Raw genomic sequence first — 19,640 nt, 5'->3', positions numbered from 1 at the left:
GTGCTGGCGCCCAGGCTCGGGTCGGTGCGATGGACGTGGACCGACGACGCCCAGACCTTGTCGATGAAGGTCTGGGCGTCCCCGGTGAGGCGGTCGAGTGCGCTCAGAGCGCGATCCCGTCCGTCCCGTCGGCGTCGGTCCCGTCGGTGCTGTCGGAATCGGTCGAGTCGCCGTCGGTGGAGTCCGTCGAGTCGCCGTCGGTGGAGTCCGCGTCGGTGCCGTCCGCGTCAGTGCCCGGAGCGGACGGGACGCCCGTGGGGTCGACGCCCTCGGTGCTCATCTCGTCGTCGTTCAACGGGTTGTCAGGAGTCGTCGTCATGTGATCCTCCTACTCAGCTCCGGCGGGCGATCCGTCGGCGCACTACCAAGTCTCGATCCCGGCTCGACCACCGTCCCACACCCCTCGGGGCGGGGGAAACCCTCCGCCCGGCTCAGAGCAGGCCGCGCCGGCGCGCGATCGCGGCCGCCTCCGTGCGGGAGGCGGCGTCGAGCTTGGCCAGGATGTTGGAGACGTGGACCGAGACGGTCTTGGTGCTGATGAACAGCTGCTTGCCGATCTCGCCGTTGCTGCGTCCCTCCGCCACGAGGGCGAGGATCTCGGCCTCGCGGGGGGTGAGGACGGCCACCTCCGCAGCGGTCGCCGGAGCGGCCGCGGAGCCACCGGCCGTGAGCTCGGCCAGGAGTGGCGCGGCCCGCATCGCGTGCCCGGCCTCGCGGGCCTGGTCACCCGCGACCCGAGCGCCCTGCGCGTCGCCGACCGCCCGGAGCACGCCGGCCAGGCGGACACGGGTCTGGGCGAGCTCCGGCACGCTGCCGTAGGCCAGGGCGGTCTCCTCGGCGGCACGCCACGCCTCGACGAGCTCCTCGCTCGAGGGCGGCTCGACCTGGGCGAGCCACCGCCAGCGCAGGTGCTCCGCGGTGCGGCGGGCCACCCACATGCGGTATTCGGGGCCGCGGCTGGCCTCGTAGCGGGCGTAGAAGTCGATCACCCGTGCGCCGTCGGCCATCAGCCGGTCGACCGCTGCCCTGGTGGTCTCGCGCTCGTCGGCCGACTGGTGGGGCGCCGCGCTGGCGAAGACTCCGACGACGATCGTCGCCAGCCGGAGCCGGGCCTGGAACCACTCGTGCCACAGGGGTACGACGCTGGCAACCACGTCGTCGTAGATCGCGAGCGCGCCCTTGGCGTCGACGGCTGCTGCTGCCCGCATCAGCTCCGCGCTGCCGGCGATGATCGCGGTGAGGCCGTCGCTGCCCCAGTAGTCGCGCAGGCGCTCGAGCGCCATGCTGTGGGTGTTGCCTCGGATGCCGATGATGATGAGCATCTGCTGGGCGAAGAACAGCCACTCGTAGACCATCGGCGGGTCCTGGCCCGTGACGTCGAGCAGGCTCCACGCCTCATCGAGCCGGCCCTGGTGGGTCAGCGCGATGGCGTAGAGGAGCCTCGCCTCGGCGGGGTAGGGCGACCACGCGAGACCGCCGGCCTCGCTGCGGGCGATGAGCTGGCGGTAGACCTCGCCTGCGGCGTCGAGGTCGCCTCGATCCTGGAGGAACCGGCCCAGGAAGTAGAGGGCGCGAAGCTCGGGCTCGATGAGCCCGGCGGAGCTGGCGCGGTCGGCGGCCGCGCGCCATCCGGTGCCGGGGTCCTGGCCGTCGTGCTGGTGGTCGAGCAGGGCGAGCGTGGTGTGCAGCTCGACCGCCAGGCTGGTGAAGTCGTTGCGCTCGGCGAGCTCCAGCGCCTCGAGTGCCGCCGCCCGGGCCTCCTCCGCGCGCCAGTTGCCCAGGCACTCCGCGTAGACGAAGAGCGCACGGGCGAGCAGCTTGGGCGGGCCGTCCCGCAGCAGCTCGACCGCCTCCGCTGCGATCTCGCGCGGCGACTCGGTGGTGTCGGTCAGCGTCAGGGCGGAGGCCAGCGACGTGAGCAGCTGACCGCGATCCACCGCGGGCGCGTCGGACGGCAGTGTGGCCAGCCGCGCGCGCAGCACCTTGACGGCCTTCGGCACCCGACCCGCCGCGACCAGCGCTTCGGCGCAGCGCCGGACGAGGGCGAGCAGGTCGACGTCGGTCACCGGGGTCCGCGCGGTGTCGATGAGCTCCAGAGCGTCGAGGAAGTGGGTGGCCGCCTCGGAGGGACCGCCGACCGCGAGCGCCTCCTCACCCGCCTCGATGGAGGCGCGGATGGCCACCGGCTTGTCGTCGGCGCGGCGGGCGTGCTGGGCCAGCTCGGCGGCGGTGCCCATCGCGCGTCCCTCACCGAGCGCGGAGACGAAGTCGGCGTGGAGCCTGACCCGCTCGCCGGGCAGCAGGTCGTCGTAGACCGCCTCGCCGAGCAGCGCGTGGCGGAAGGCGTAGGTCCCCCCGCGGGAGGCCACCAGCACGTTGGACTCGACCGCCGTGCGGAGCGCGTCCTCGAGCTCGGCGGAGCCGAGGTCGGACACGGCGGCGAGCAGGCCGTGACTCACCTGGCGCCCGGCCACGGAGACGATGCGGACCACGCGGCGGGTGGCCTCGTCGAGGCGGTCGAGGTGGACCAGGAGGACGTCGGCGAGCTCGCCGGGGACCTGTCCCGACCAGGCCGCACCGACGAGCTCCTCGACGAAGAAGGGGTTGCCCTCGGCCCGGTCGACGATGGAGACGTATTCAGCCTCGGACAGCGTGCCGGGACGCAGGGCGCGGACGAGGGTGCGTACGTCGTCGTCGGCGAGCGGCTCGAGCTGGAGCCGGTCGACGCCGCGCAACCGCATCCACTCGGCCACCTGCCGGCGGAGCGGGTGTCGCCGGTGGAGGTCGTCGGCTCGGTAGGAGATGACGAGCGAGACGCCCGGAAGGGCGCGGGAGAAGAGGAAGCTGAGCATGTCGCGGGTGGACTCGTCGGCCCAGTGGGCGTCCTCGACGATCACGAGGACCGGCGCCTGCTCGGCGACGGCGGAGAGGAGGTCGCCGAACGCGTCGTAGACGTTGCCGCGGTCGAGGGCCTGGTCGCCCGACGCGGTCTCACTGCTGCGGATGCGACGCCCGGGGAGCAGGCGGGCGAGCGTGGGGTGCTGCTCGAGCACACGACCTGCGACGTCGGGCAGGTCGGCCATCAGCCGACCGAGGATCTCGGAGAAGGGGAGGTAGGGGAGCGAGCTGTCGGCGAGGTCGAGGCAGTGGCCGGCGACGACGTGCCAGTCGGCCTCGATCGCGCGGTCGCGCAGGGCCATCAGGACCCGGGTCTTGCCCACCCCCGCGTCGCCGGCGAGAAGCATCGCCCGGGCGACCTGGTGGCCCTTGGACGCGCGAATGCCGAGCTGGGAGGTGAGTTCTTCCAGCTCGGCATCGCGTCCGATGAGATCGGTGGTCCTCAGCGCCGGCACGGGGGACATTGTGTCCTGCCGCTCCGACACCCGAGGGCCGACCACGCTGCGCGTCATCCCTTGGTCTGGTCGGCGCGGCGCGTCCAGCGACGGACGCCGTAGTCCTTCCGGATCCGGTCCTGGCGGTAGGCGATCTCGGCACTCAGGAAGCTGTCGGTGCTGAACATGTGCTTCTCCTCTTCGAATCCCTCTTCAGGGGGCCCCTTCTGGGACCGTGAGTAGAGATTCCGTCCATGAGGTAGGGCCGGACATCGGGCGGGCGCCCTATTCACGCGTGGCCAGCTACCTCAGATGCCGTCGGGAGCGGCGTACGAGGCCGTCTGAGGTAGTGCGCGCGCCGTCCCTGGCGGAGTAGTCCGCTGCAGAAAGCCGGTCTGCCGGCGGCGATGACCCGCGATTCGCAGCGGACTACCCACCGGGGGTCAGGAGGGGGTGCCGACGACCGGGCGGCCGGCCTGCCAGACCCCGGCCACGAGCGGGACCCCGGGCCGGTAGGCGAGATGGACGTACGACGGCGCGTCGAGGAGCACGAGGTCGGCAGCGTTGCCAGGGGCGAGCACGCCGACGTCGTCGCGGTCGAGGGCCGCGGCGCCCATGGCGGTCGCGGCGTGCAGGGCCTCGGCCGGGCTCATCCGCATCTCCCGGACCGCCAGGGCGATGCACAGCGCCATCGACGAGGTGAAGCAGGAGCCCGGGTTGCAGTCGCTGGCGAGCGCGACCCGGACGCCCGCGTCGATCAACCCACGGGCGTCGGGATAGGGCTGGCGCGTGGAGAACTCCACGCCCGGCAGCAGGGTCGCGATCGTGCCGCTCGACTCCAGCGCGGAGACGTCGTCGCCGGACAAGAAGGTGCAGTGGTCGACCGCGGCCAGGCCGAGCTCGCAGGCCAGCTGCACCCCACCGCCGTACGTCAGCTGGTTGGCGTGGAGCCGTCCGCGCAGCCCGCTGTCGGTGCCGGCCAGCAGGATCGCCCGGGCCTCGTCGACGTCGAAGGCGCCGTCCTCGCAGAACACGTCGATCCACCGGGCGTGCGGCGCCGCGGCTGCCAGCATCGGACCGGTGACGAGGGCGACGTAGTCCTCGGGCGTGGTGCCGTCAGGGACGACGTGGGCGCCGAGGAAGGTGGTCTCGTCGGTGAACTGGCGGGCGACCGCGAGGCTACGCGCCTCGTCGTGGACCGACAGCCCGTAGCCGCTCTTGATCTCGACCGTGGTGGTGCCCTGGCCACGCATCTCGGCGACGAGCCGGGCGACGTGCGAGGTCAGCTGCTCGTCGGTGGCGGCGCGCGTCCTGGCCACCGTCGTACGGATCCCGCCGGCGGTGTAGGGCTCGCCGGTCATCCGGGCCTCGAACTCCGCCGACCGGTCGCCGGCGAAGACCAGGTGGCTGTGCGAGTCGACGAAGCCGGGGATGACGGCGCGGCCACCGGCGTCGACCCGGACGTCGGCATCCGGCGCCTCGGCGCCCGGGCCGACCCAGGCGATCCGACTCCTCTCGACCACGACGGCCGCGTCGGGCAGGAGGCCGAGGAGGCCGCCCTGCTCCCGGCGCGCGGGGTCGTTGGTGACCAGCTCGCCGATGCCGGTGATGACGGTCGTTGTCATGCGGGGTCCCTGCGGCGTTGTTCGGAGGAGCGCTTCGGGGTCCCCGTGGGCTCGTGGGGGAGGAGCGCAGCGGGGGAGGCAGGAGGCCGTGGGGTGAAGCGGTGCGGGGGAGAAGAACGTCGTGGGGTGCTCATGTCATCTCTCCCCAGATGCCGGCGATCGCGGCCTCCAGCTCGAGGCCGATGTCGTAGCGCTGCCCCTCTTCCACGACCCACCGGCCGTCGACCATCACCCGCTGCACGTCCTCGGCGCACGCCGCGAAGGCGACGGCCCCCTCGTCACGCCCGGCCCCGGCGGTCCTCGGGCTCGCCGGGTCCACGACCACGAGGTCCGCGCGCTGACCCACCGCGATGGCGCCGGCGTCGGACCAGCCGAGGGACGCGTGGCCGGCGGCCGTGGCGGCCTCGAGCAGCTCGGGCGCGCTCCAGTGGCCTCGCTGCTGGGTGGCGAGCCGCTCGTCGAGCTCGAGGGCGCGCATCTCCTCGAACGGGTCGATCACCGCGTGGCTGTCGCTGCCGAGGGTCAGGCGGGCGCCCGCGTCGTGGAGCCGCCGCGACGGGCCGATGCCGTCGCCGAGGTCACGCTCGGTCGTCGGGCAGAAGGCGGCGAAGGCCCGCGCCCCGCCGATCAGCGCGATGTCGTCGTCGGTGAGGTGCGTCGCGTGGACCAGGCTCGTCGTGGGCCCCACCAGGCCGTGGTCGGCGAGCAGCCGGGTGGGCGTGACGCCGTACGCCTCGAGGCACGCCTCGTTCTCGGCGACCTGCTCGGAGACGTGCGCGTGGAACGGCCGCTCGCCCACCCACGACGCCACCGCGTCGAGCTCGGACGCCGGCACCGCCCGGACCGAGTGGACGGCCGCGCCGGTCACGGCATGAGCACCGCCGTCGAGGGCGTCGACCCGCGACGTCCACTCCTCGACCGAGCCGTCGACGTAGCGGACCTGGGCTCCTCGGGGGGCGACGCCGAATCCGGAGGAGAGGTAGAGGGTGTCGAGCAACGTGATGCGGATCCCGGCCTGCCGGGCCGCCTCGGCCAGCACGAGGCCCATCTCGTTGGGGTCGTCGTAGGTCGAGCCGTCCGGCCGACGGTGGACGTAGTGGAACTCGCCGACGCACGTGATGCCGGCGGCAGCCATCTCGCGGTACGTCGCCCGCGCGAGGGCGAGGTAGGAGTCCGGGTCGAGCCGCGCGGCGACGGCGTACATCTGGTCGCGCCAGGTCCAGAACGTCCCGCGCTCGCGCTGGGTGCGGCCGCGCAGCGCGCGGTGGAAGGCGTGGCTGTGGGTGTTGGCGAGGCCGGGGACGACGAGTCCCCGGACGGGGATCGCGCGTGGCGGGTCGCTGTCGGGCGTCACCGCGGTGAAGCGCCCGCCCTCCACCTCGACGAGCACGTCGTCGCGGAAGGCGCCACCGGAGGCCGAGGGCAGCCAGGCCCGTTCGAGCAGGTACGCCGTCACTCCGGCGCCCCGGTCAGCTCGGCCAGCACGTCGGCCAGTGCCTCGACCCCGGCGCGGCAGTCGGCCATCTCGGCGTGCTCGTCGGGCGAGTGCGAGACGCCGGTCGGGTTGCGCACGAAGACCATCGCGGTGGGGATGCCGGCGTCGGACAGGATGCCGGCGTCGTGGCCGGCCTGGGTCGGGATGACCGGCCAGTCGCCGAGCCCGGCCAGCCGCTGGGCGAGGCCGGGGTCGAAGGCCACCGAGCCCGACACCGACTCGGGCGTCACGACCAGCGAGGTGCCGTCACGACCGGCGCGCTCGTCGGCCTGGCGGGAGATCTCCGCGACCATCGCGGCGAGGGTGTCGTCAGCGGAGGCCCGGGCATCCAGCCAGGCGGTCACGAGCGAGGGCACCGCGTTGGTGCCGTTGGGCTCGACCGAGACCCGGCCGAAGGTCGCGCGCTGCCCGGCGAGCCGGGCCTGCTTGTTGGCGGCCAGCGCGGTCATCGCGTAGGTGAGCATCGGGTCGTGCCGGTCCTCCATGCGGGTGGTGCCCGCGTGGTTGGCCTGCCCGGCGAAGTCGAAGCGCCAGCGCCCGTGCGGCCAGATCTCGCTGGCCAGGCCGACGGCGACGTCGCGGTCGACGAGGTCGCGCCCCTGCTCGACGTGCAGCTCGACGAAGGTGCCGACACCTTCCAGCGACAGCAGGCCGCGCGAAGGATCCAGGCCTGCCGCGGACACCGCGTCACCGAGGAAGGTCCCGTCGCGGTCGCGGAGCTCGCGTGCCTCCTCCCACGTGGTCGCACCGGTGACCAGCCGTGAGCCGAGGCAGGCGCGGCCGAAGCGCGAGCCCTCCTCCTCGACGAAGACCGACACCCCGATCGGACGGCTGGGCTCGAAGCCCCGCTCGCGCAGCAGGTCGATCGCGGCCAGCGCGGACGCGACGCCCAGCGGACCGTCGTACGCACCACCGTCGAGGACGGAGTCGAGGTGGGAGCCGGTGAGCACGCCCTGGTCTCGCGACCCTTCGAGACGGCGCTGGCGCGCCTCCTCAGGACGGCGCAGGCGTGGGGCGCCTTCCTCGACCGACGGGGACGAGGGCGACCACCAGGCGACCTGGTTGCCGATCCCGTCGGTCTCGACGGTGAGCCCACGGGCGGCGCACTCCTCGGCGAACCACTCCCGCAGCTCGATCTCGGCGGAGGCCCAGGGTTGGCGGAAGTAGCCGCCCGACGAGGCCGAACGGCCGACCGGGGCCAGGTCGCGCCACATCTCCTCGAGGTCACGACTGGGGGGCATGACCCCAGTCCACCGGGACCGTCGACCCCGGTCAACGCACGGCCCCGGCAAGTCGTCTCGGATATGAGACCCGGGGGCCCGGCGTTAGGTTGGCCGTCATGACCACGATCGCGCCCCCGTCGCCAGGGCCTCGCTGGCTCGGCGGCGCACTGCAGGGTGGTCTTGCGGGCGCACTGGCTCTCCTGCTGCTCCCGGTCGGGATCACGTCCGTCCGCGACGGCGGCGTCCGACCTGCCTGGACCACCGTGCTGATCGTCGCCCTGGTCGGCCTCCACGTGCTCGTCGCGCTGGCCCACCGCTGGCCCAGGGAGGCCTTCGGCCTGGGGTGCCTCGCGATGCTCGTCGTCGTCGCGGCCCCGGACCTCGGCGGACCGACAGCGCTCGAGGCGGGCGGGCCTTACTCCCCCGTGCTCCTGCCCACGGGGCTGGTGTTCTTCGTCCTCCTGTACGCCGTCGCCGCGCACACCGCCGCGCCGTGGCCGACCATCGCGCTCGGGGTCGGTCTGACCGGCTGCTTCCTGGCCGTCGTACGCCTGTGGGACACGGCGTTCGTGCTGCCCGTCTCGGCGCAGTGGGTGTGGCGGCTGTTCCTGACCGCCGCCGTGCTCGGCGGGACCGCGGCGGCCTGGGCACTGGGTCGCTATCGCGCGACCCGGACCGCCTGGATCGGCGCGCTGGCCGAGCGGGGTGCCGCTGACGAGAGGCGCCGGATCGCCCGGGAGATGCACGACGTCGTGGCCCACTCGCTGGCGGTGATGGTCGCCCAGGCGGAGGGCGGTCGCATGGTGGTGGCCGACCAGCCGGAGCGTGCTCCGCAGATCCTGGAGTCCATCGCGACCTCCGGCCGCGAGGCCCTCGCCGAGATGCGTGGCCTGCTGGGCGTCCTGCGCGACGGTGCGTCGCCGGGGGCGCCGCAGCCCACGCTGGGAGATCTTCCGGCTCTCGTCGAGCAGGTGCGCACGACTGGCCTGCCGGTCGACCTGGCCGTGGCCGGGGAGCCGCTGCACCTCCTCCCGGTGCGGGAGACGGCTGCCTACCGCCTCGTCCAGGAGGCGCTCACCAACGTGGTCAAGCACGCGCCTCGCGGCTCGTCCGCCACAGTGGCGCTGACCTGGGAGGCGGCAGCCCTGCGGGTGGCGATCAGCAACGAGGACGCGACGGCCCCGGCTGGCGACCCGACCCGAGGGCGTGGACTCCTCGGGATGCAGGAACGCCTGGATGCGGTCGGGGGCTCGTTCCGCGCGGGGCGGGTCGAGGGCGGCTGGCTGGTGGAGGCGAGGATCCCGGCATGACGAGCAGCGACGGTGTGGTCAGGGAGGAGATCAGGGAGGAGATCAGGGAAGAGATCAGGGTCGTCATCGTCGACGACCAGGAGCTGATGCGCACGGCACTGCGCATGATGGTCGAGTCGCAGCCCGACCTGCGGCTCGTCGGCGAGGCGGCGGACGGCATCGAGGCTCTCGAGCTCGTGCGCTCGCGCCGGGTCGACGTGGTGCTGATGGACCTGCGGATGCCCCGTCTCGACGGCATCGCGGCGACCGCCCGTATCACCGCCGAGCTGCCGGACACCCGGATCGTGGCGCTCACCACCTTCGACCTCGACGAGTACGCCTTTCCCGCGATCCGCGCCGGCGCGAGCGGGTTCCTCCTGAAGGACGCCCGTGCGGAAGAGATCGTCGAGGCGATCCGGGTCGTGCACGCCGGGCACGGCGTGGTGGCGCCGTCCACCACCCGGCGGCTGATCGAGCACGTGGCGGCGTCCCCGGCGGAGGGCGCCGGACCCGCGGGCGTGCTGGAGAAGCTGACGCCGCGCGAGGCCGACACGTTGCGCGAGATCGCGACCGGCGACACCAACGCCGAGATCGCCCGACGCATGCACCTGTCGGAGGCGACGGTGAAGACGCACGTCGGCCATGTGCTCGCCAAGCTCAGCCTCCGCGACCGGGTCCAGGCCGTGGTCCTCGCCTACGAGTCCGGACTGGTGCGTCCGGGGGATTCCTGAGCCGCACCTCATCCTCGAGGATGAGGTGCGCGCGACCGCAGGACGACGTACGCGCTCGCACCCCGCGACAGCGTGGAGGCATGACAGCTCTCGACGCCTCGCGCACCACGAACGCTCCCACGACCACTCCCGCTACTAGTTCCACCACCAGTCCCGCGACTGGTCACCGAACCGCCGCCCTCGCCCCGTGGCTGGCCGGGCTCTGGGCCATCGTCTGCACCGGCACGGCCGTCCTGCACCTGGTCCGTGACACCGGCGCTCCGTGGGTGCCGACGCCCGCCTCGGTGCTGGGCTCGTCCTCCTCGGCGGACGTCTCGGCACTCATCGTCGCGCTCGGGGCCCTGGCGGTCGCCGGGCTGGTGCTGCGCCCCCGATCGGCACGCGTGGCCGGCGCCTTGCTGGTGGCGAGCGGGCTGGTCGTGGCCCTGCTCCTCGCCGACGTCCGGGCCCTCACATTCCTGGGCTACGGCCCGATGCTCCTCCTCGGTCTCGTCGGGATCGGTCCGGCGTCCGAGGTCGACGGGGCGGTGCTGGTGCCCGCCCTGGCCGCAGTGGGCCACTCCGTCGGGGGCCTCGCGCTCGTCCTCACCGGAGCGACCGCCATCCGGGCCTCCAGTGCCCGCGGGTCGGGTTGGTCGCCGCAGTCGGCCGCACGCGCGTGCCGGGCGGCGGTGGTCGTCGCGGTCGCCGTACCAGCCTTCTACGCCCTCACCCGGCTCGCGTGGGCCCTCGGCATCCCGTTCGGCGTGCGCGACGAGTTCCTGGTCGAGCTCGGCGACGGCAAGTACGCCGGTTTGGGGCTGGCACTCGCCGCGCTCGCCGGCTGCGTCCTCACCATCGGGCTGGTGCGACGGTGGGGCGAGGTCTTCTGGTCGTGGCTGCCCGTCCTCGGCGGACGTGCGGTTCCCGTGGCCATGGCCGTCGTGCCCAGTGTCTTCGTCGGGTCGGTGGTGTTCTCCGCGGGTCTGGCGTTCTGGCGGTTGGCCCTGGTCGGTGAGATCGACGAGACGCCCGGCGCGGTGGCCGACTGGGCGGCCTGGGCGCCGGAGCTGTTCTGGCCGTTGTGGGGCATCGCCCTGGTCGTCGCCGGGCTGGCCTACGCCGCACGCCGCGCGGGTGAGCGGTGATGCGCGGGCTGCCGTGGACGTGGGGCGACACCGGCGCGTCCCTCGCGCCTCCCGCCCCGGCGACGTACGACGGACCGCACCTCGTCCGCTCGGTGTCCGTCGCGGCGCCGCCGGACGCCGTGTTCCGCTGGCTCGTCCAGCTGCAGGTGGCGCCGTACTCCTACGACCTCCTCGACAACTGGGGACGCCGGAGCCCGCGACGGCTCATCGAGGGCCTCACGGTCGAGCAGGGGACGTCGATGATGGGCATCTTCACGGTCACCGCGCTCGTCCCGGACCGCCTGCTCGAGCTGACACTGACCGACCCGGGTGCCCTCCGCGCGTTCGGACCACTCGTGTGCACCTATCAGACGGTCCCACAGGTCGCGGGCACGACGCTTCGCTGCGACGTGTTCCTGACGTCGCGCAGCGGTGCCGGGCGCCTCCGGGCCTACCTGCTGGCCTGGGGTGACCTGGTGATGATGCGCAAGCAGCTGCTCACGTTCGCCACTCTGAGCGAGAGGAGCGCCGGCCCAGGCCTGTCAGAGTGGGCGCATGGAGTTCCGTGACGTCGTACGCCGTCGCCGGATGGTGCGCCGCTACGGCCCCGACCCTGTGGACCCGGCCGTCGTCGACCGGATGCTCGAGCATGCGCAGCGTGCACCCAACGCCGGGTTCAGCCAGGGATGGGCGTTCCTGGTGCTCGACACTCCCGCGGACGTCGCGCGGTTCTGGGAGTCGACCGGGGCGGACCCCGACACCCACAACGCCTGGCTCGACGGGATGCGCACCGCACCGGTCGTGATCGTGCCGCTGGCCTGCAAGGCCGCCTACCTCGACCGCTACGCCGAGCCGGACAAGGGCTGGACCGACCGTGACGAGACCCGGTGGCCGGTGCCCTACTGGTACGTCGACACCGGGATGGCCGCACTGCTCGTCCTCCAGACGGCTGTCGACGAGGGCCTGGGTGCCTGCTTCTTCGGCATCCCGGCCGAGCACGTCGACGGCTTCCGGGCCGCGTTCGACGTCCCCGCGGACCACACCCCGATCGGCGCGATCACCGTCGGCCACCGGGTCGCCGACGCGGGCGCGGCCGGTTCACCGGCGCGGCGGGAGCGGCGCGACAACGTCGTGCACCGCGGACGCTGGTGAGCGCAGCGGCTCGAGCGCGGTCCGCACCTGCCCCAGCATCGGACGTGCCGCGGGGTCGAGGCTGAGGCAGGCGCCCAGCACGTCGCGTACGGACTCCGGCAGCTCGTCGAGGCCCGCGGGGGCGCCCGGTGCTGGGCGGTGCACCAGCGGCCAGCGGCGGCGGGAGTCCCACGTCGCCTCGTCGCCGAAGGGCGCGGTGCGGGTGAGCGCCTCGACGAGGGTCATGCCCAGGCCCCACACGTCGGTGGCAGGTGACAGCCCGCGGCCGCGCGCCTGCTCCGGGGCCAGGTAGCCGCGCGTGCCCGCCCCCGGGCGACCCGACCCGGGCCGGCCGGCCAGGCTGAGGTCGATGAGGACCGCCAGGCCGTGGTCGACGACCACGTTGTCCGGCTTCAGGTCGAGGTGCAGCCAGTCGTGGCGGTGGAGGTAGCCGAGGACCGACGCGAGCTGGCAGCCGAGCTCCGCCACATCGGCCAGGCCCAGGGGCTCCTCGTCCACCAGCGCGGCGAGCGTGGCGCCGCGCAGGGTCTCGAGCACCACCGTCGGCGGCTCGTCGAGGACGTCGTAGCCCCGCACGAGGTGGGGGTGCGCGAGCGTCGTGGCGAGGTGCCCCTCGAGCAGCACCGCCTGCCGCACCCGCGGGTCGTCACGACGGTCCGCGCGGAGCAGCTTGACGACGCAACGAGTGCCTCGGGTCTCGTCCCAGGCGTCCCACGTCTCCAGCCGACGACCGTCGGCGAGCAGGGCGATCGGCCGGTAGCCGGGTGGCAGGTCGCCCGTCGGCCTCCGCTGCCGGCTCACGTCGTCACCTGCTCGCGGGTGCGGTCCGGGTCGAGCGAGACGACTCGGTCGACGTGCTCGAGCACGACCGGGTCGTGGGTGAGGACGATGATCGTGCGGTCTTGCTCGCCACCGGTCAGCGAGGCCATCAGGCGCCGCGCCGCAGCCGCGTCGAGCCCCGTGGTGGGCTCGTCGAGCACCAGCACCCGCCCCGGGCGCAGCAGCGCGCGGGCGATGGCCAGCCGCTGCCGCTGTCCGCCGGAGAGGCTGCGGCCGCGCTGGCCGATGCGGGTGTCGTACCCGCTCGGGAGCCGCTCGACGAAGTCGTGCGCGTCTGCCGCCCGGGCAGCGGCGCGCACCTCGGCGCGGGTGGCGTCCGGCCGCCCGAGCACGAGGTTGTCGTGGACGCTGGCATCCATCATCAGCTGCTCCTGGTGCACGACGGTGACCGCGTCGCGGACGGACGCGGCGGTGTGCGCCGCCACGTCGTGCCCGTCGACGGCCACCACGCCGGTGTCGGCGACCAGCTGGCGGGTGAGCAGGCGGCCCACCGTCGTCTTGCCGGAGCCGCTGGGTCCGACGAGGGCCACGACCTCGCCGGCGTCGACGTCCAGGGACAGGTCCGGAAGAGCGACCTGGCGTGCCCCCGGGTAGGTGACCGACACCCCGCGCACCGACACCGTGCCCCGACCGGGCGGCAGCGGTGTGGCACCAGGACGGTCTCCGCCGGCGGGCTCGTCGAGCAGCTCGACCACCCGCTCGACACCGGCACTGGCGGAGTAGAGCGCCGGGACGAGGTCGGCCAACGTCCGGACGGGTCCGAAGCACTGCAGGAGCAGGGCCAAGAACGCGAGCAGCCCGCCCAGCGTGAGCTTGTCCGTCGCCAGTGCCCACACGCCGAGGGTGACGACGAGCAGCACGCCGACGAGCTCGGCCAGGTCGACGAGCGGGAGGAAGACGGCGCGGATGCGGCTGGCGGCCAGCTCGGCGCCCGCGATGGCGCGGTTGTGACCGTCGTACGACGACACCGCCCGGTCCTCGCGACCGTAGGACTGCACCAGCGAGGCGTTGGCCAGAGCCTCCTCGGTCACGCTGCCCAGCGAGCCTCCCCGGCGTCGCCGCTCGCGCGAGACGTCGCGGGTGAGCCGGGCGAAGCGGGTCGAGATCCACCAGAAGAGGGGGCCCACGACGAGAGACGCCAGCGCCAGCTGCCACTGCATCCACAGCAGTGCAGCCACCAGGACGACCAGCCGGACGAGGGCGCCCAGGCCGTCGCTCACGTGGCTGACCATGAACCTCTCGACCGCGGCGACGTCGGAGGTGAGCCGGGTGAGGGTGTCGCCGAGGCGACGCCGGTCGTGGGTCGCGGCCGGCAGGGAGAGCACGTGGGAGAAGACGTCACGGCGCAGGTCGACGAGGAAGCGCTGCGAGACGTACGTCGCGAGGTAGTCGTCGGCGCCGGAGACAAGCCCACTCAGCAGGTTGAGACCGATGTAGAGCATCGCCAGGGCCAGCAGCGGCTCGAACGCCGCCGGCACGAGGACGTCGTCGACGAGGCGCTGGTAGAGCAGCGCCTCGGCGACCGAGATCGCGGGTGCCGCCGCGAGGAGCAGCACGCCCAGAGCCAGCCACCAGCGCAGCGGCCGCAGCAGCGGCCAGAAGCGGCGCGCGACCTCGGTGAGCCGCAGCGACGCGGCGACGTCGACCAGCGCCGACTGCTCGGGCGCGGCACGCAGGGCGGCAGCGAGCCTTCGGCCGACAGCGGTGGACAACCTGGCCTCCTCAGTGGTGCGGGGTGGACGAGCGGGACGGGTGGGCGGCCCGGGACCGGACCGCCCACCCGTCGTGGGAGCGCGCAGGCTCAGCTCGAGCGCGAGCGGCTGCGGTTGCGGCGACGACGCCGACGCCGGCGGCGGCGCCCGTCGTCGCTGGAGGAGTCGCCCCGACGGGCCTGGACGGCCGGCGCGAGGGCGGTGAGGATTCCGGAGCGGGCCATGACGGCCTCCTTCGGTTTCGGTACCCGGGTCTGTCCCGGCTGACGAGGAGGACTCTCCGGTCCGCTCATGACACCCGCATGAGTCACTCATGAGAGCGCCCTCATCTGACCTCGCGGCGCAGGGCATGTCTCTCGATCCCCGGCCGTCGCAGCAGGCCATGGGATCGGGAGCCATGCCCTACGGTCACCCCATGACTGCTCCGCCTGTCGACGGGCGTGTGGTGGGTGCCCTGCAGGCCCTCGTCCGCATCCCCACCGTCTCCGACCGCGACGCGTCGCGCGTCGACACCGACGCCTTCGACCGACTCCTCGCCGAGCTGGCGCGGTGGTTCCCGCTGCTCCACGAGCGACTCGACCTGACCCGCGTCGGCGCCCACGGGCTGCTCTTCCACTGGGCCGGCACGAGTGCCGAGCGGCCGGTCGTGCTGATGGCCCACCTCGACGTCGTACCCGTCGACGCCGAGGCGCCGTGGCAGCACGAGCCCTTCGGCGGCGAGGTCCACGACTCACCCGTCGGCCCGGCCATCTGGGGCCGCGGCACCCTCGACGACAAGGGCTGCGTCGCCGCGATCTGCGAGGCCGTCGAGTCGCTGCTCGAGGCCGGGCACACCCCGGCGCAGGACGTGTGGCTGTCCTTCGGCTGCGACGAGGAGGTGGGCGGCGCGGCGGCCATCCAGGCGGTCGGCATCCTCCGCGACCGTGGGATCACGCCGTGGCTGGTGCTCGACGAGGGCGGCGCGATCGCCGGGGGCGCGTTCCCCGGCGTGAAGGCGCCGCTGGGCGTCATCGGCGTGACCGAGAAGGGCACGACCTCGCTCGAGCTGGTCGCCGAGGGCCGCGGCGGCCACGCCTCGACCCCGGCGCGAAACGGACCCACCGTCCGCATCGCCCGGGCGATCCTGCGGATCGAGAAGTCGCCCTTCCCAGCGTCCGCGCCCGCTCCCACGCTGGAGCTGATGCGCCGCCTGGCCCCCCACGTCCCGCTGCCCCTGCGACCGCTGCTCGGCCGCGCGGACCGGCTGGCGCCGGTGGTCACCCGCGCGCTGCTCACAGCCGGGCCCGAGGCCGCAGCCATGACGCGTACGACGGTCGCGGCCACCACCCTCAGCGGATCACCCGCCCTCAACGTGATCGCGTCGACCGCCAAGGCCGGGCTCAACATCCGGGTCATGGTGGGCGACACCGTCGCGGACGCGGTCGAGCACATCCGCAAGGCGGTCGCCGACGACTCGATCCGCATCGACGTGCTCGCGGCCGGCGAGCCCTCGCCGGTCTCGCCGATGGGCGAGGCCTTCGAGCTGCTCGAGGACTGCATCGAAGACGTCTTCCCCGACGCGGTCGCGACGCCGTACGTGATGATGGCCGCGACCGACTCCCGCCACTTCACCGCGATCAGCGAGCACGTCTACCGCTTCGCGCCGTTCCGGATGAGCAAGGCCCAGCGCCAGGCCATCCACTCCTACGACGAGCACATCGGCATCGCCGACCTCCTCGACGGCGCCCGGTGGTACCAGCTGCTGATCGAGAGGCTGCCGCATTGAGCACCCACACCGGCTCGCCCACGTCCCACACGGCCGCGCGTGGCCTCGCCACGATCGTCGGCTTCCTCGTCCTGGTCGAGTTCGCCAGCGGCATCCTGCAGGGCTACTACACGCCCATCTACCCGCAGATCGCCGAGCACCTCTCGATCAGCGAGGGCGACATCAACTGGTTCGAGGCGGCCCAGCTGATCGTCAGCGCGCTGTGCATCCCGCTGCTCGCGCGACTCGGCGACCTCGTGGGCCACAAGCGGGTGCTGCTCATCTCGACGGCCGTCACCGCGCTCGGCTCGTGGTGGCTGGCCTTCGCGCCGACCTTCACCACCTTCCTCATCGGGTGGGCGATCCAGGGCGCGTACGTCGTGTGGCTGCCGCTCGAGATCGCGATCATCCACCGCCGCACTCGCGACTCGGGGCGGCAGGAGCTGCTCACCCGGCGGGGCGCCGGGATCCTGGTCGGCTCCCTCGAGCTGGCGGTGATCATCGGAGCCGTCGCCAGCGGCCTCCTGGTCGAGACGATGGACATGAACCTCCTGCTCGCCCTGCCGGCGGTCGTCGTGACGGCCGTCTTCTTCGTCATCCTCGCCGGCATCGAGCAGGTGCCCGGCGACGACACCGGCGGGATCGACTGGGCCGGGCTGGCACTCGTCACTGCGTCGCTCGGCGTGCTGATGGGCGGCCTGGTGTGGCTGCGCCTCGACGGCGCCGGCTCACTGCGCGGCTGGTCGACGATCCTGCTCGCCTGCGCCGTCTTCGTCGTCTTCTGGCGCTTCGAGCAGCGCCACCCCGAGCCGATCGTCGACGTACGTCTCCTCTCCAGCCCGGCGCAGTGGCCGGTCCAGGTGACCGCGTTCCTCTTCGGCATCCCCGTGCTCGGTGGGCAGATCCCGCTCTCGACCTACGCCCAGGCCGACCCGGCCGAGCGCGGCTACGGTCTCGGCGCCGACCCGGCCTTCATGTCCACGCTGATCGGGCTCTACGTCGTGACGCTGGCCATCGGCGCCTTCACGCTGCCGCTGACGACCCGTCTGCTCGGCGGCGTACGACGGGCGCTGGTCGTCGCCTGCGCGCTCGTGGGCGTGGGCTACCTGCTGTGGCTGCCGTTCCACGACCACACCTGGCAGGCGCTGATCAACATGGCGGTCGCCGGACTCGGCTCCGGGGCCCTCGTCGCCGCCCTGCCCGCGGCCGCGGCGGCCGCCGCTCCTCCGGAGCGCACCGGCATCGCGACCGGCATGACCAACGGCACCAAGACCGTGGGCGGCGCGATCGCCTCCGCCATCTTCGCGATCGCGCTGACCGCGACCGGCTCGCTCGACGCGACGGCGGAGAAGGTGGCGCCCCTGAGCGGCTACCTGACGGTCTGGGCGGTGTGCGCCGGCGCCGCGTTCCTCGCCGCGCTGGCCCTGATGGCAGCACCCAGGCACACGTTCAGTGACGCAGCACCGCCCGAGGTGCCCGAGCCCGTCGCCTGAGGAGGACCGACGCGCCGGCCAACAAAAACAGCGCTGCGCCCCCCACCGCGAACGGCGCCACGTCGGGGCCGCCGCTCGACGAGCTCGTCGCAGCACCGCCCGACTTCACCCCTGACTTCACGGCCGCGTCGGCGTCCGCGGTCGAGTCCGTGGCCTTGCTCTGCGCGGTGGTGGACGGTGCGGCGGAGGCGGCGGCGCCGTACGTCTCGAAGACGCTCCTCACCTCGGATGATCCGGTGGTCCACCCACCGCGGTTGCGGCCGGTCGCGCGGGCGGCGGCCTCGGGAAGCCGCATGGCCGGCGTCGAGGCGAACGGATAGACGAAGGTCTCCAGCCACGAGCTCCCCATCTGCCAGCGGACGGTGTAGCGCGGGCCGAGGTCGGCCTCCGGCACGGGTGGTTCGGCGGCGAGCCCCTGGTCGCTGAAGGCGTTCCAGAAGCCGGTGACCTCGGTCAGCCTGCCGAGCTCGGCGTAGTCGCCCTCGGGGAAGACCAGGTGTCGCCCATCGATCCCGGGGCCTTCGACGGTGGCGGCTGTGGGGCCCTTCGCGAAGGCCGGAGCAACGGCGAGGCCGAGCGTGGCGATGGCAGCGAGCACAACGGCGGCGATGATCCTCATGCTGCGACTACACCGCTCGCCTCACCTCGGTTCCTCGTTCGACTGGGTCTGCCTGCGAGGCATGGGGTCAGGCGTCCGCCCCGGGCCGCTGAGACGCTTTGCTGAAGTGGGACACCGGGCGTTCCTGCAGGACGCCGTCGACGGTGAGGTCGACGAGCTCGTTGTAGAACGCCACCCTGCCCTGGACGGCCCCGACGGCGGGCGCCGGCGCCGCGTAGGACCAGGCGACATTGCGGATCGCCGGCGGGCCCGGCCACGTCCAGTAGCCGTCCGCGATCCCCTTGTAGGGGCACACCGAGGTGTTGTCGGTGGGCTCGAGCAGATCGAGTCGTACGTCCTCGCGCGCGAAGTAGTAGCGCGTCGGCAGGTCGGTCTCGAACAGCAGGACCGGACCCTCGCTGCTGGCCACGGTCACGCCGCCGATGGCGACCTCGACGTGCCGCGAGCTGGGCAGCGCCTCGACGCGCTTGTGGGGATCGCGGGGATGGGCGGTGACCACCTCGTCCTCCTCGGTCCACTCCAGGAGCCCCGGCTCCCACGTGAGCACGACCCGGTCGCTCACCGCCTCGTCGTCGAGCGTCCAGGCGGCGCAGGGCAGGACCTGCCCGCCGGAGGCGACGTCGTACCACTGGGCGACGGGGACCTGCGGCGCGAAGAAGGAGAACCGGGCGGACGTCGGTGCCTCGGCCGGCACGAGCACGTCCTCGGCGACCTCGTCGCGGCGGAACGCGTAGACGGGCGGGAACCGCCCCTGCCACACCAGGAGCGGCTCGCGGGACTCCACCACGACCCGGCCGCCGAGGCGGCCTCGCACCCACTTGTCGCTGGCCTCGGTCCGGATCATCCGTCCAGTGTGCTTCGCCGGTCGGCCTGACGCCACAGCCCTGCCAGCGACGATCGCACCAGGCGCTCAGCGGCGGCGGATCCGTCCCGGACGTCATACGGAGGGGGCAACCAGTGGCGCGCTCCGCATGACGTCCCGCGTGGTGCGTCCTCAGCGGGGGGCGTACGGCACGTGGGTCGCGGCCGCGACGCTGTCGTCGCTCGGCATCAGGAACGACAGGACCGGGTAGACCAGGAACTGGCTGCCAGGGACGACGACGAGGGTCACGAGGAACAGCAGCCGCGTCACCCACGGCGTGAGGCCGAGGCGGCGGCCGACTCCTGCGCAGACACCGCCGAGGAGTCCCCGGTCGGACGAGCGGACGAGGCCCTGGCGGGCGAGCGATGCACGGATCTTTTCCATGGACCCAGCCTGCGGCGCCGTCGGACGCCGGGC

At 73.4% G+C, this 19,640-nt stretch carries 18 protein-coding genes; 7 read left to right on the top strand and 11 right to left on the bottom strand.

Annotated elements, in window-relative coordinates; translation table 11 throughout:
• Nucleotides 1–103 precede the first annotated feature (103 nt).
• The 5 genes from J3P44_RS13080 to J3P44_RS13055 all read right to left on the bottom strand — a co-directional run bounded on the left by J3P44_RS13080 (nucleotide 104) and on the right by J3P44_RS13055 (nucleotide 7,693).
• The gene (locus J3P44_RS13080; RefSeq protein ID WP_255890830.1) at nucleotides 104–319 is read right to left on the bottom strand and encodes a hypothetical protein; all 216 of its coding nucleotides are present in this window, start codon (nucleotides 317–319) and stop codon (nucleotides 104–106) included.
• 112 nt (nucleotides 320–431) lie between these two features.
• Nucleotides 432–3,353: a helix-turn-helix transcriptional regulator gene (locus tag J3P44_RS25100; RefSeq protein WP_308212261.1), complete on the bottom strand. Its 2,922-nt coding sequence runs from the start codon at nucleotides 3,351–3,353 to the stop codon at nucleotides 432–434.
• A gap of 422 nt (nucleotides 3,354–3,775) precedes the next feature.
• On the bottom strand, nucleotides 3,776–4,957 hold the full coding sequence (gene hutI / locus J3P44_RS13065; RefSeq protein ID WP_255890829.1) for an imidazolonepropionase: 1,182 nt from the start codon (nucleotides 4,955–4,957) through the stop codon (nucleotides 3,776–3,778).
• A gap of 130 nt (nucleotides 4,958–5,087) precedes the next feature.
• On the bottom strand, nucleotides 5,088–6,413 hold the full coding sequence (locus J3P44_RS13060) for a formimidoylglutamate deiminase (protein WP_255890828.1): 1,326 nt from the start codon (nucleotides 6,411–6,413) through the stop codon (nucleotides 5,088–5,090).
• The gene (locus tag J3P44_RS13055; protein ID WP_255890827.1) at nucleotides 6,410–7,693 is read right to left on the bottom strand and encodes an allantoate amidohydrolase; all 1,284 of its coding nucleotides are present in this window, start codon (nucleotides 7,691–7,693) and stop codon (nucleotides 6,410–6,412) included. Before J3P44_RS13055 ends, J3P44_RS13060 begins: the two co-directional genes overlap by 4 nt.
• Before the next feature lie 98 nt (nucleotides 7,694–7,791).
• Here J3P44_RS13055 and J3P44_RS25815 point away from each other — a divergent pair, with 98 nt between their 5' ends.
• From J3P44_RS25815 to J3P44_RS13030, 5 genes are all read left to right on the top strand, one after another.
• Nucleotides 7,792–8,985: a sensor histidine kinase gene (locus J3P44_RS25815; RefSeq protein WP_372496570.1), complete on the top strand. Its 1,194-nt coding sequence runs from the start codon at nucleotides 7,792–7,794 to the stop codon at nucleotides 8,983–8,985.
• A 41-nt stretch (nucleotides 8,986–9,026) separates the two neighbouring features.
• Nucleotides 9,027–9,695 (top strand): response regulator, encoded by a 669-nt coding sequence (locus tag J3P44_RS13045; RefSeq protein WP_255890897.1) that lies wholly within the window; start codon nucleotides 9,027–9,029, stop codon nucleotides 9,693–9,695.
• An 80-nt stretch (nucleotides 9,696–9,775) separates the two neighbouring features.
• Complete coding sequence (locus tag J3P44_RS13040) at nucleotides 9,776–10,822, top strand: hypothetical protein (protein ID WP_255890826.1); 1,047 nt, start codon at nucleotides 9,776–9,778, stop codon at nucleotides 10,820–10,822.
• Nucleotides 10,822–11,370, top strand: a complete 549-nt coding sequence (locus tag J3P44_RS13035) for a hypothetical protein (RefSeq protein WP_255890825.1) — start codon at nucleotides 10,822–10,824, stop codon at nucleotides 11,368–11,370. Before J3P44_RS13040 ends, J3P44_RS13035 begins: the two co-directional genes overlap by 1 nt.
• The gene (locus tag J3P44_RS13030; protein ID WP_255890824.1) at nucleotides 11,357–11,953 is read left to right on the top strand and encodes a nitroreductase family protein; all 597 of its coding nucleotides are present in this window, start codon (nucleotides 11,357–11,359) and stop codon (nucleotides 11,951–11,953) included. The genes J3P44_RS13035 and J3P44_RS13030 overlap by 14 nt, the downstream gene beginning before the upstream one ends.
• Here J3P44_RS13030 and J3P44_RS13025 read toward each other — a convergent pair.
• From J3P44_RS13025 to J3P44_RS13015, 3 genes are all read right to left on the bottom strand, one after another.
• Nucleotides 11,900–12,754 (bottom strand): serine/threonine-protein kinase, encoded by an 855-nt coding sequence (locus tag J3P44_RS13025; protein ID WP_255890823.1) that lies wholly within the window; start codon nucleotides 12,752–12,754, stop codon nucleotides 11,900–11,902. The genes J3P44_RS13030 and J3P44_RS13025 overlap by 54 nt on opposite strands.
• Nucleotides 12,751–14,505, bottom strand: a complete 1,755-nt coding sequence (locus tag J3P44_RS13020; RefSeq protein WP_255890822.1) for an ABC transporter ATP-binding protein — start codon at nucleotides 14,503–14,505, stop codon at nucleotides 12,751–12,753. Before J3P44_RS13020 ends, J3P44_RS13025 begins: the two co-directional genes overlap by 4 nt.
• A gap of 89 nt (nucleotides 14,506–14,594) precedes the next feature.
• On the bottom strand, nucleotides 14,595–14,729 hold the full coding sequence (locus J3P44_RS13015) for a hypothetical protein (RefSeq protein ID WP_255890821.1): 135 nt from the start codon (nucleotides 14,727–14,729) through the stop codon (nucleotides 14,595–14,597).
• A 191-nt stretch (nucleotides 14,730–14,920) separates the two neighbouring features.
• On the opposite strand from J3P44_RS13015, the gene J3P44_RS13010 reads away from it, so the two are divergent.
• Together J3P44_RS13010 and J3P44_RS13005 are read left to right on the top strand one after the other, a co-directional pair.
• Nucleotides 14,921–16,270 (top strand): M20/M25/M40 family metallo-hydrolase, encoded by a 1,350-nt coding sequence (locus J3P44_RS13010; protein WP_255890820.1) that lies wholly within the window; start codon nucleotides 14,921–14,923, stop codon nucleotides 16,268–16,270.
• Nucleotides 16,267–17,742, top strand: a complete 1,476-nt coding sequence (locus J3P44_RS13005) for an MFS transporter (RefSeq protein ID WP_255890819.1) — start codon at nucleotides 16,267–16,269, stop codon at nucleotides 17,740–17,742. Before J3P44_RS13010 ends, J3P44_RS13005 begins: the two co-directional genes overlap by 4 nt.
• Here J3P44_RS13005 and J3P44_RS13000 read toward each other — a convergent pair.
• The 3 genes from J3P44_RS13000 to J3P44_RS12990 all read right to left on the bottom strand — a co-directional run bounded on the left by J3P44_RS13000 (nucleotide 17,699) and on the right by J3P44_RS12990 (nucleotide 19,607).
• The gene (locus tag J3P44_RS13000) at nucleotides 17,699–18,361 is read right to left on the bottom strand and encodes a hypothetical protein (RefSeq protein ID WP_255890818.1); all 663 of its coding nucleotides are present in this window, start codon (nucleotides 18,359–18,361) and stop codon (nucleotides 17,699–17,701) included. The genes J3P44_RS13005 and J3P44_RS13000 overlap by 44 nt on opposite strands.
• Before the next feature lie 67 nt (nucleotides 18,362–18,428).
• The gene (locus J3P44_RS12995) at nucleotides 18,429–19,205 is read right to left on the bottom strand and encodes a DUF427 domain-containing protein (RefSeq protein ID WP_255890817.1); all 777 of its coding nucleotides are present in this window, start codon (nucleotides 19,203–19,205) and stop codon (nucleotides 18,429–18,431) included.
• 150 nt (nucleotides 19,206–19,355) lie between these two features.
• Nucleotides 19,356–19,607 (bottom strand): PspC domain-containing protein, encoded by a 252-nt coding sequence (locus J3P44_RS12990; RefSeq protein ID WP_255890816.1) that lies wholly within the window; start codon nucleotides 19,605–19,607, stop codon nucleotides 19,356–19,358.
• Nucleotides 19,608–19,640 lie beyond the last annotated feature (33 nt).

It is taken from the genome of Nocardioides astragali, from assembly GCF_024436375.1.
GTDB classification, from domain to species: Bacteria; Actinomycetota; Actinomycetes; order Propionibacteriales; family Nocardioidaceae; genus Nocardioides; species Nocardioides astragali.
This window is presented reverse-complemented; position numbering and strand designations above follow the sequence as displayed.

Coding starts and splice junctions, on each gene's coding strand:
- J3P44_RS13080 (WP_255890830.1), bottom strand. CDS start 319: ATGACGACGACTCCTGACAACCCGTTGAACGACGACGAGATGAGCACC.
- hutI (WP_255890829.1), bottom strand. CDS start 4,957: ATGACAACGACCGTCATCACCGGCATCGGCGAGCTGGTCACCAACGAC.
- J3P44_RS13055 (WP_255890827.1), bottom strand. CDS start 7,693: ATGCCCCCCAGTCGTGACCTCGAGGAGATGTGGCGCGACCTGGCCCCG.
- J3P44_RS25815 (WP_372496570.1), top strand. CDS start 7,792: ATGACCACGATCGCGCCCCCGTCGCCAGGGCCTCGCTGGCTCGGCGGC.
- J3P44_RS13040 (WP_255890826.1), top strand. CDS start 9,776: ATGACAGCTCTCGACGCCTCGCGCACCACGAACGCTCCCACGACCACT.
- J3P44_RS13035 (WP_255890825.1), top strand. CDS start 10,822: ATGCGCGGGCTGCCGTGGACGTGGGGCGACACCGGCGCGTCCCTCGCG.
- J3P44_RS13030 (WP_255890824.1), top strand. CDS start 11,357: ATGGAGTTCCGTGACGTCGTACGCCGTCGCCGGATGGTGCGCCGCTAC.
- J3P44_RS13015 (WP_255890821.1), bottom strand. CDS start 14,729: ATGGCCCGCTCCGGAATCCTCACCGCCCTCGCGCCGGCCGTCCAGGCC.
- J3P44_RS13010 (WP_255890820.1), top strand. CDS start 14,921: ATGACTGCTCCGCCTGTCGACGGGCGTGTGGTGGGTGCCCTGCAGGCC.
- J3P44_RS13000 (WP_255890818.1), bottom strand. CDS start 18,361: ATGAGGATCATCGCCGCCGTTGTGCTCGCTGCCATCGCCACGCTCGGC.
- J3P44_RS12995 (WP_255890817.1), bottom strand. CDS start 19,205: ATGATCCGGACCGAGGCCAGCGACAAGTGGGTGCGAGGCCGCCTCGGC.
- J3P44_RS12990 (WP_255890816.1), bottom strand. CDS start 19,607: ATGGAAAAGATCCGTGCATCGCTCGCCCGCCAGGGCCTCGTCCGCTCG.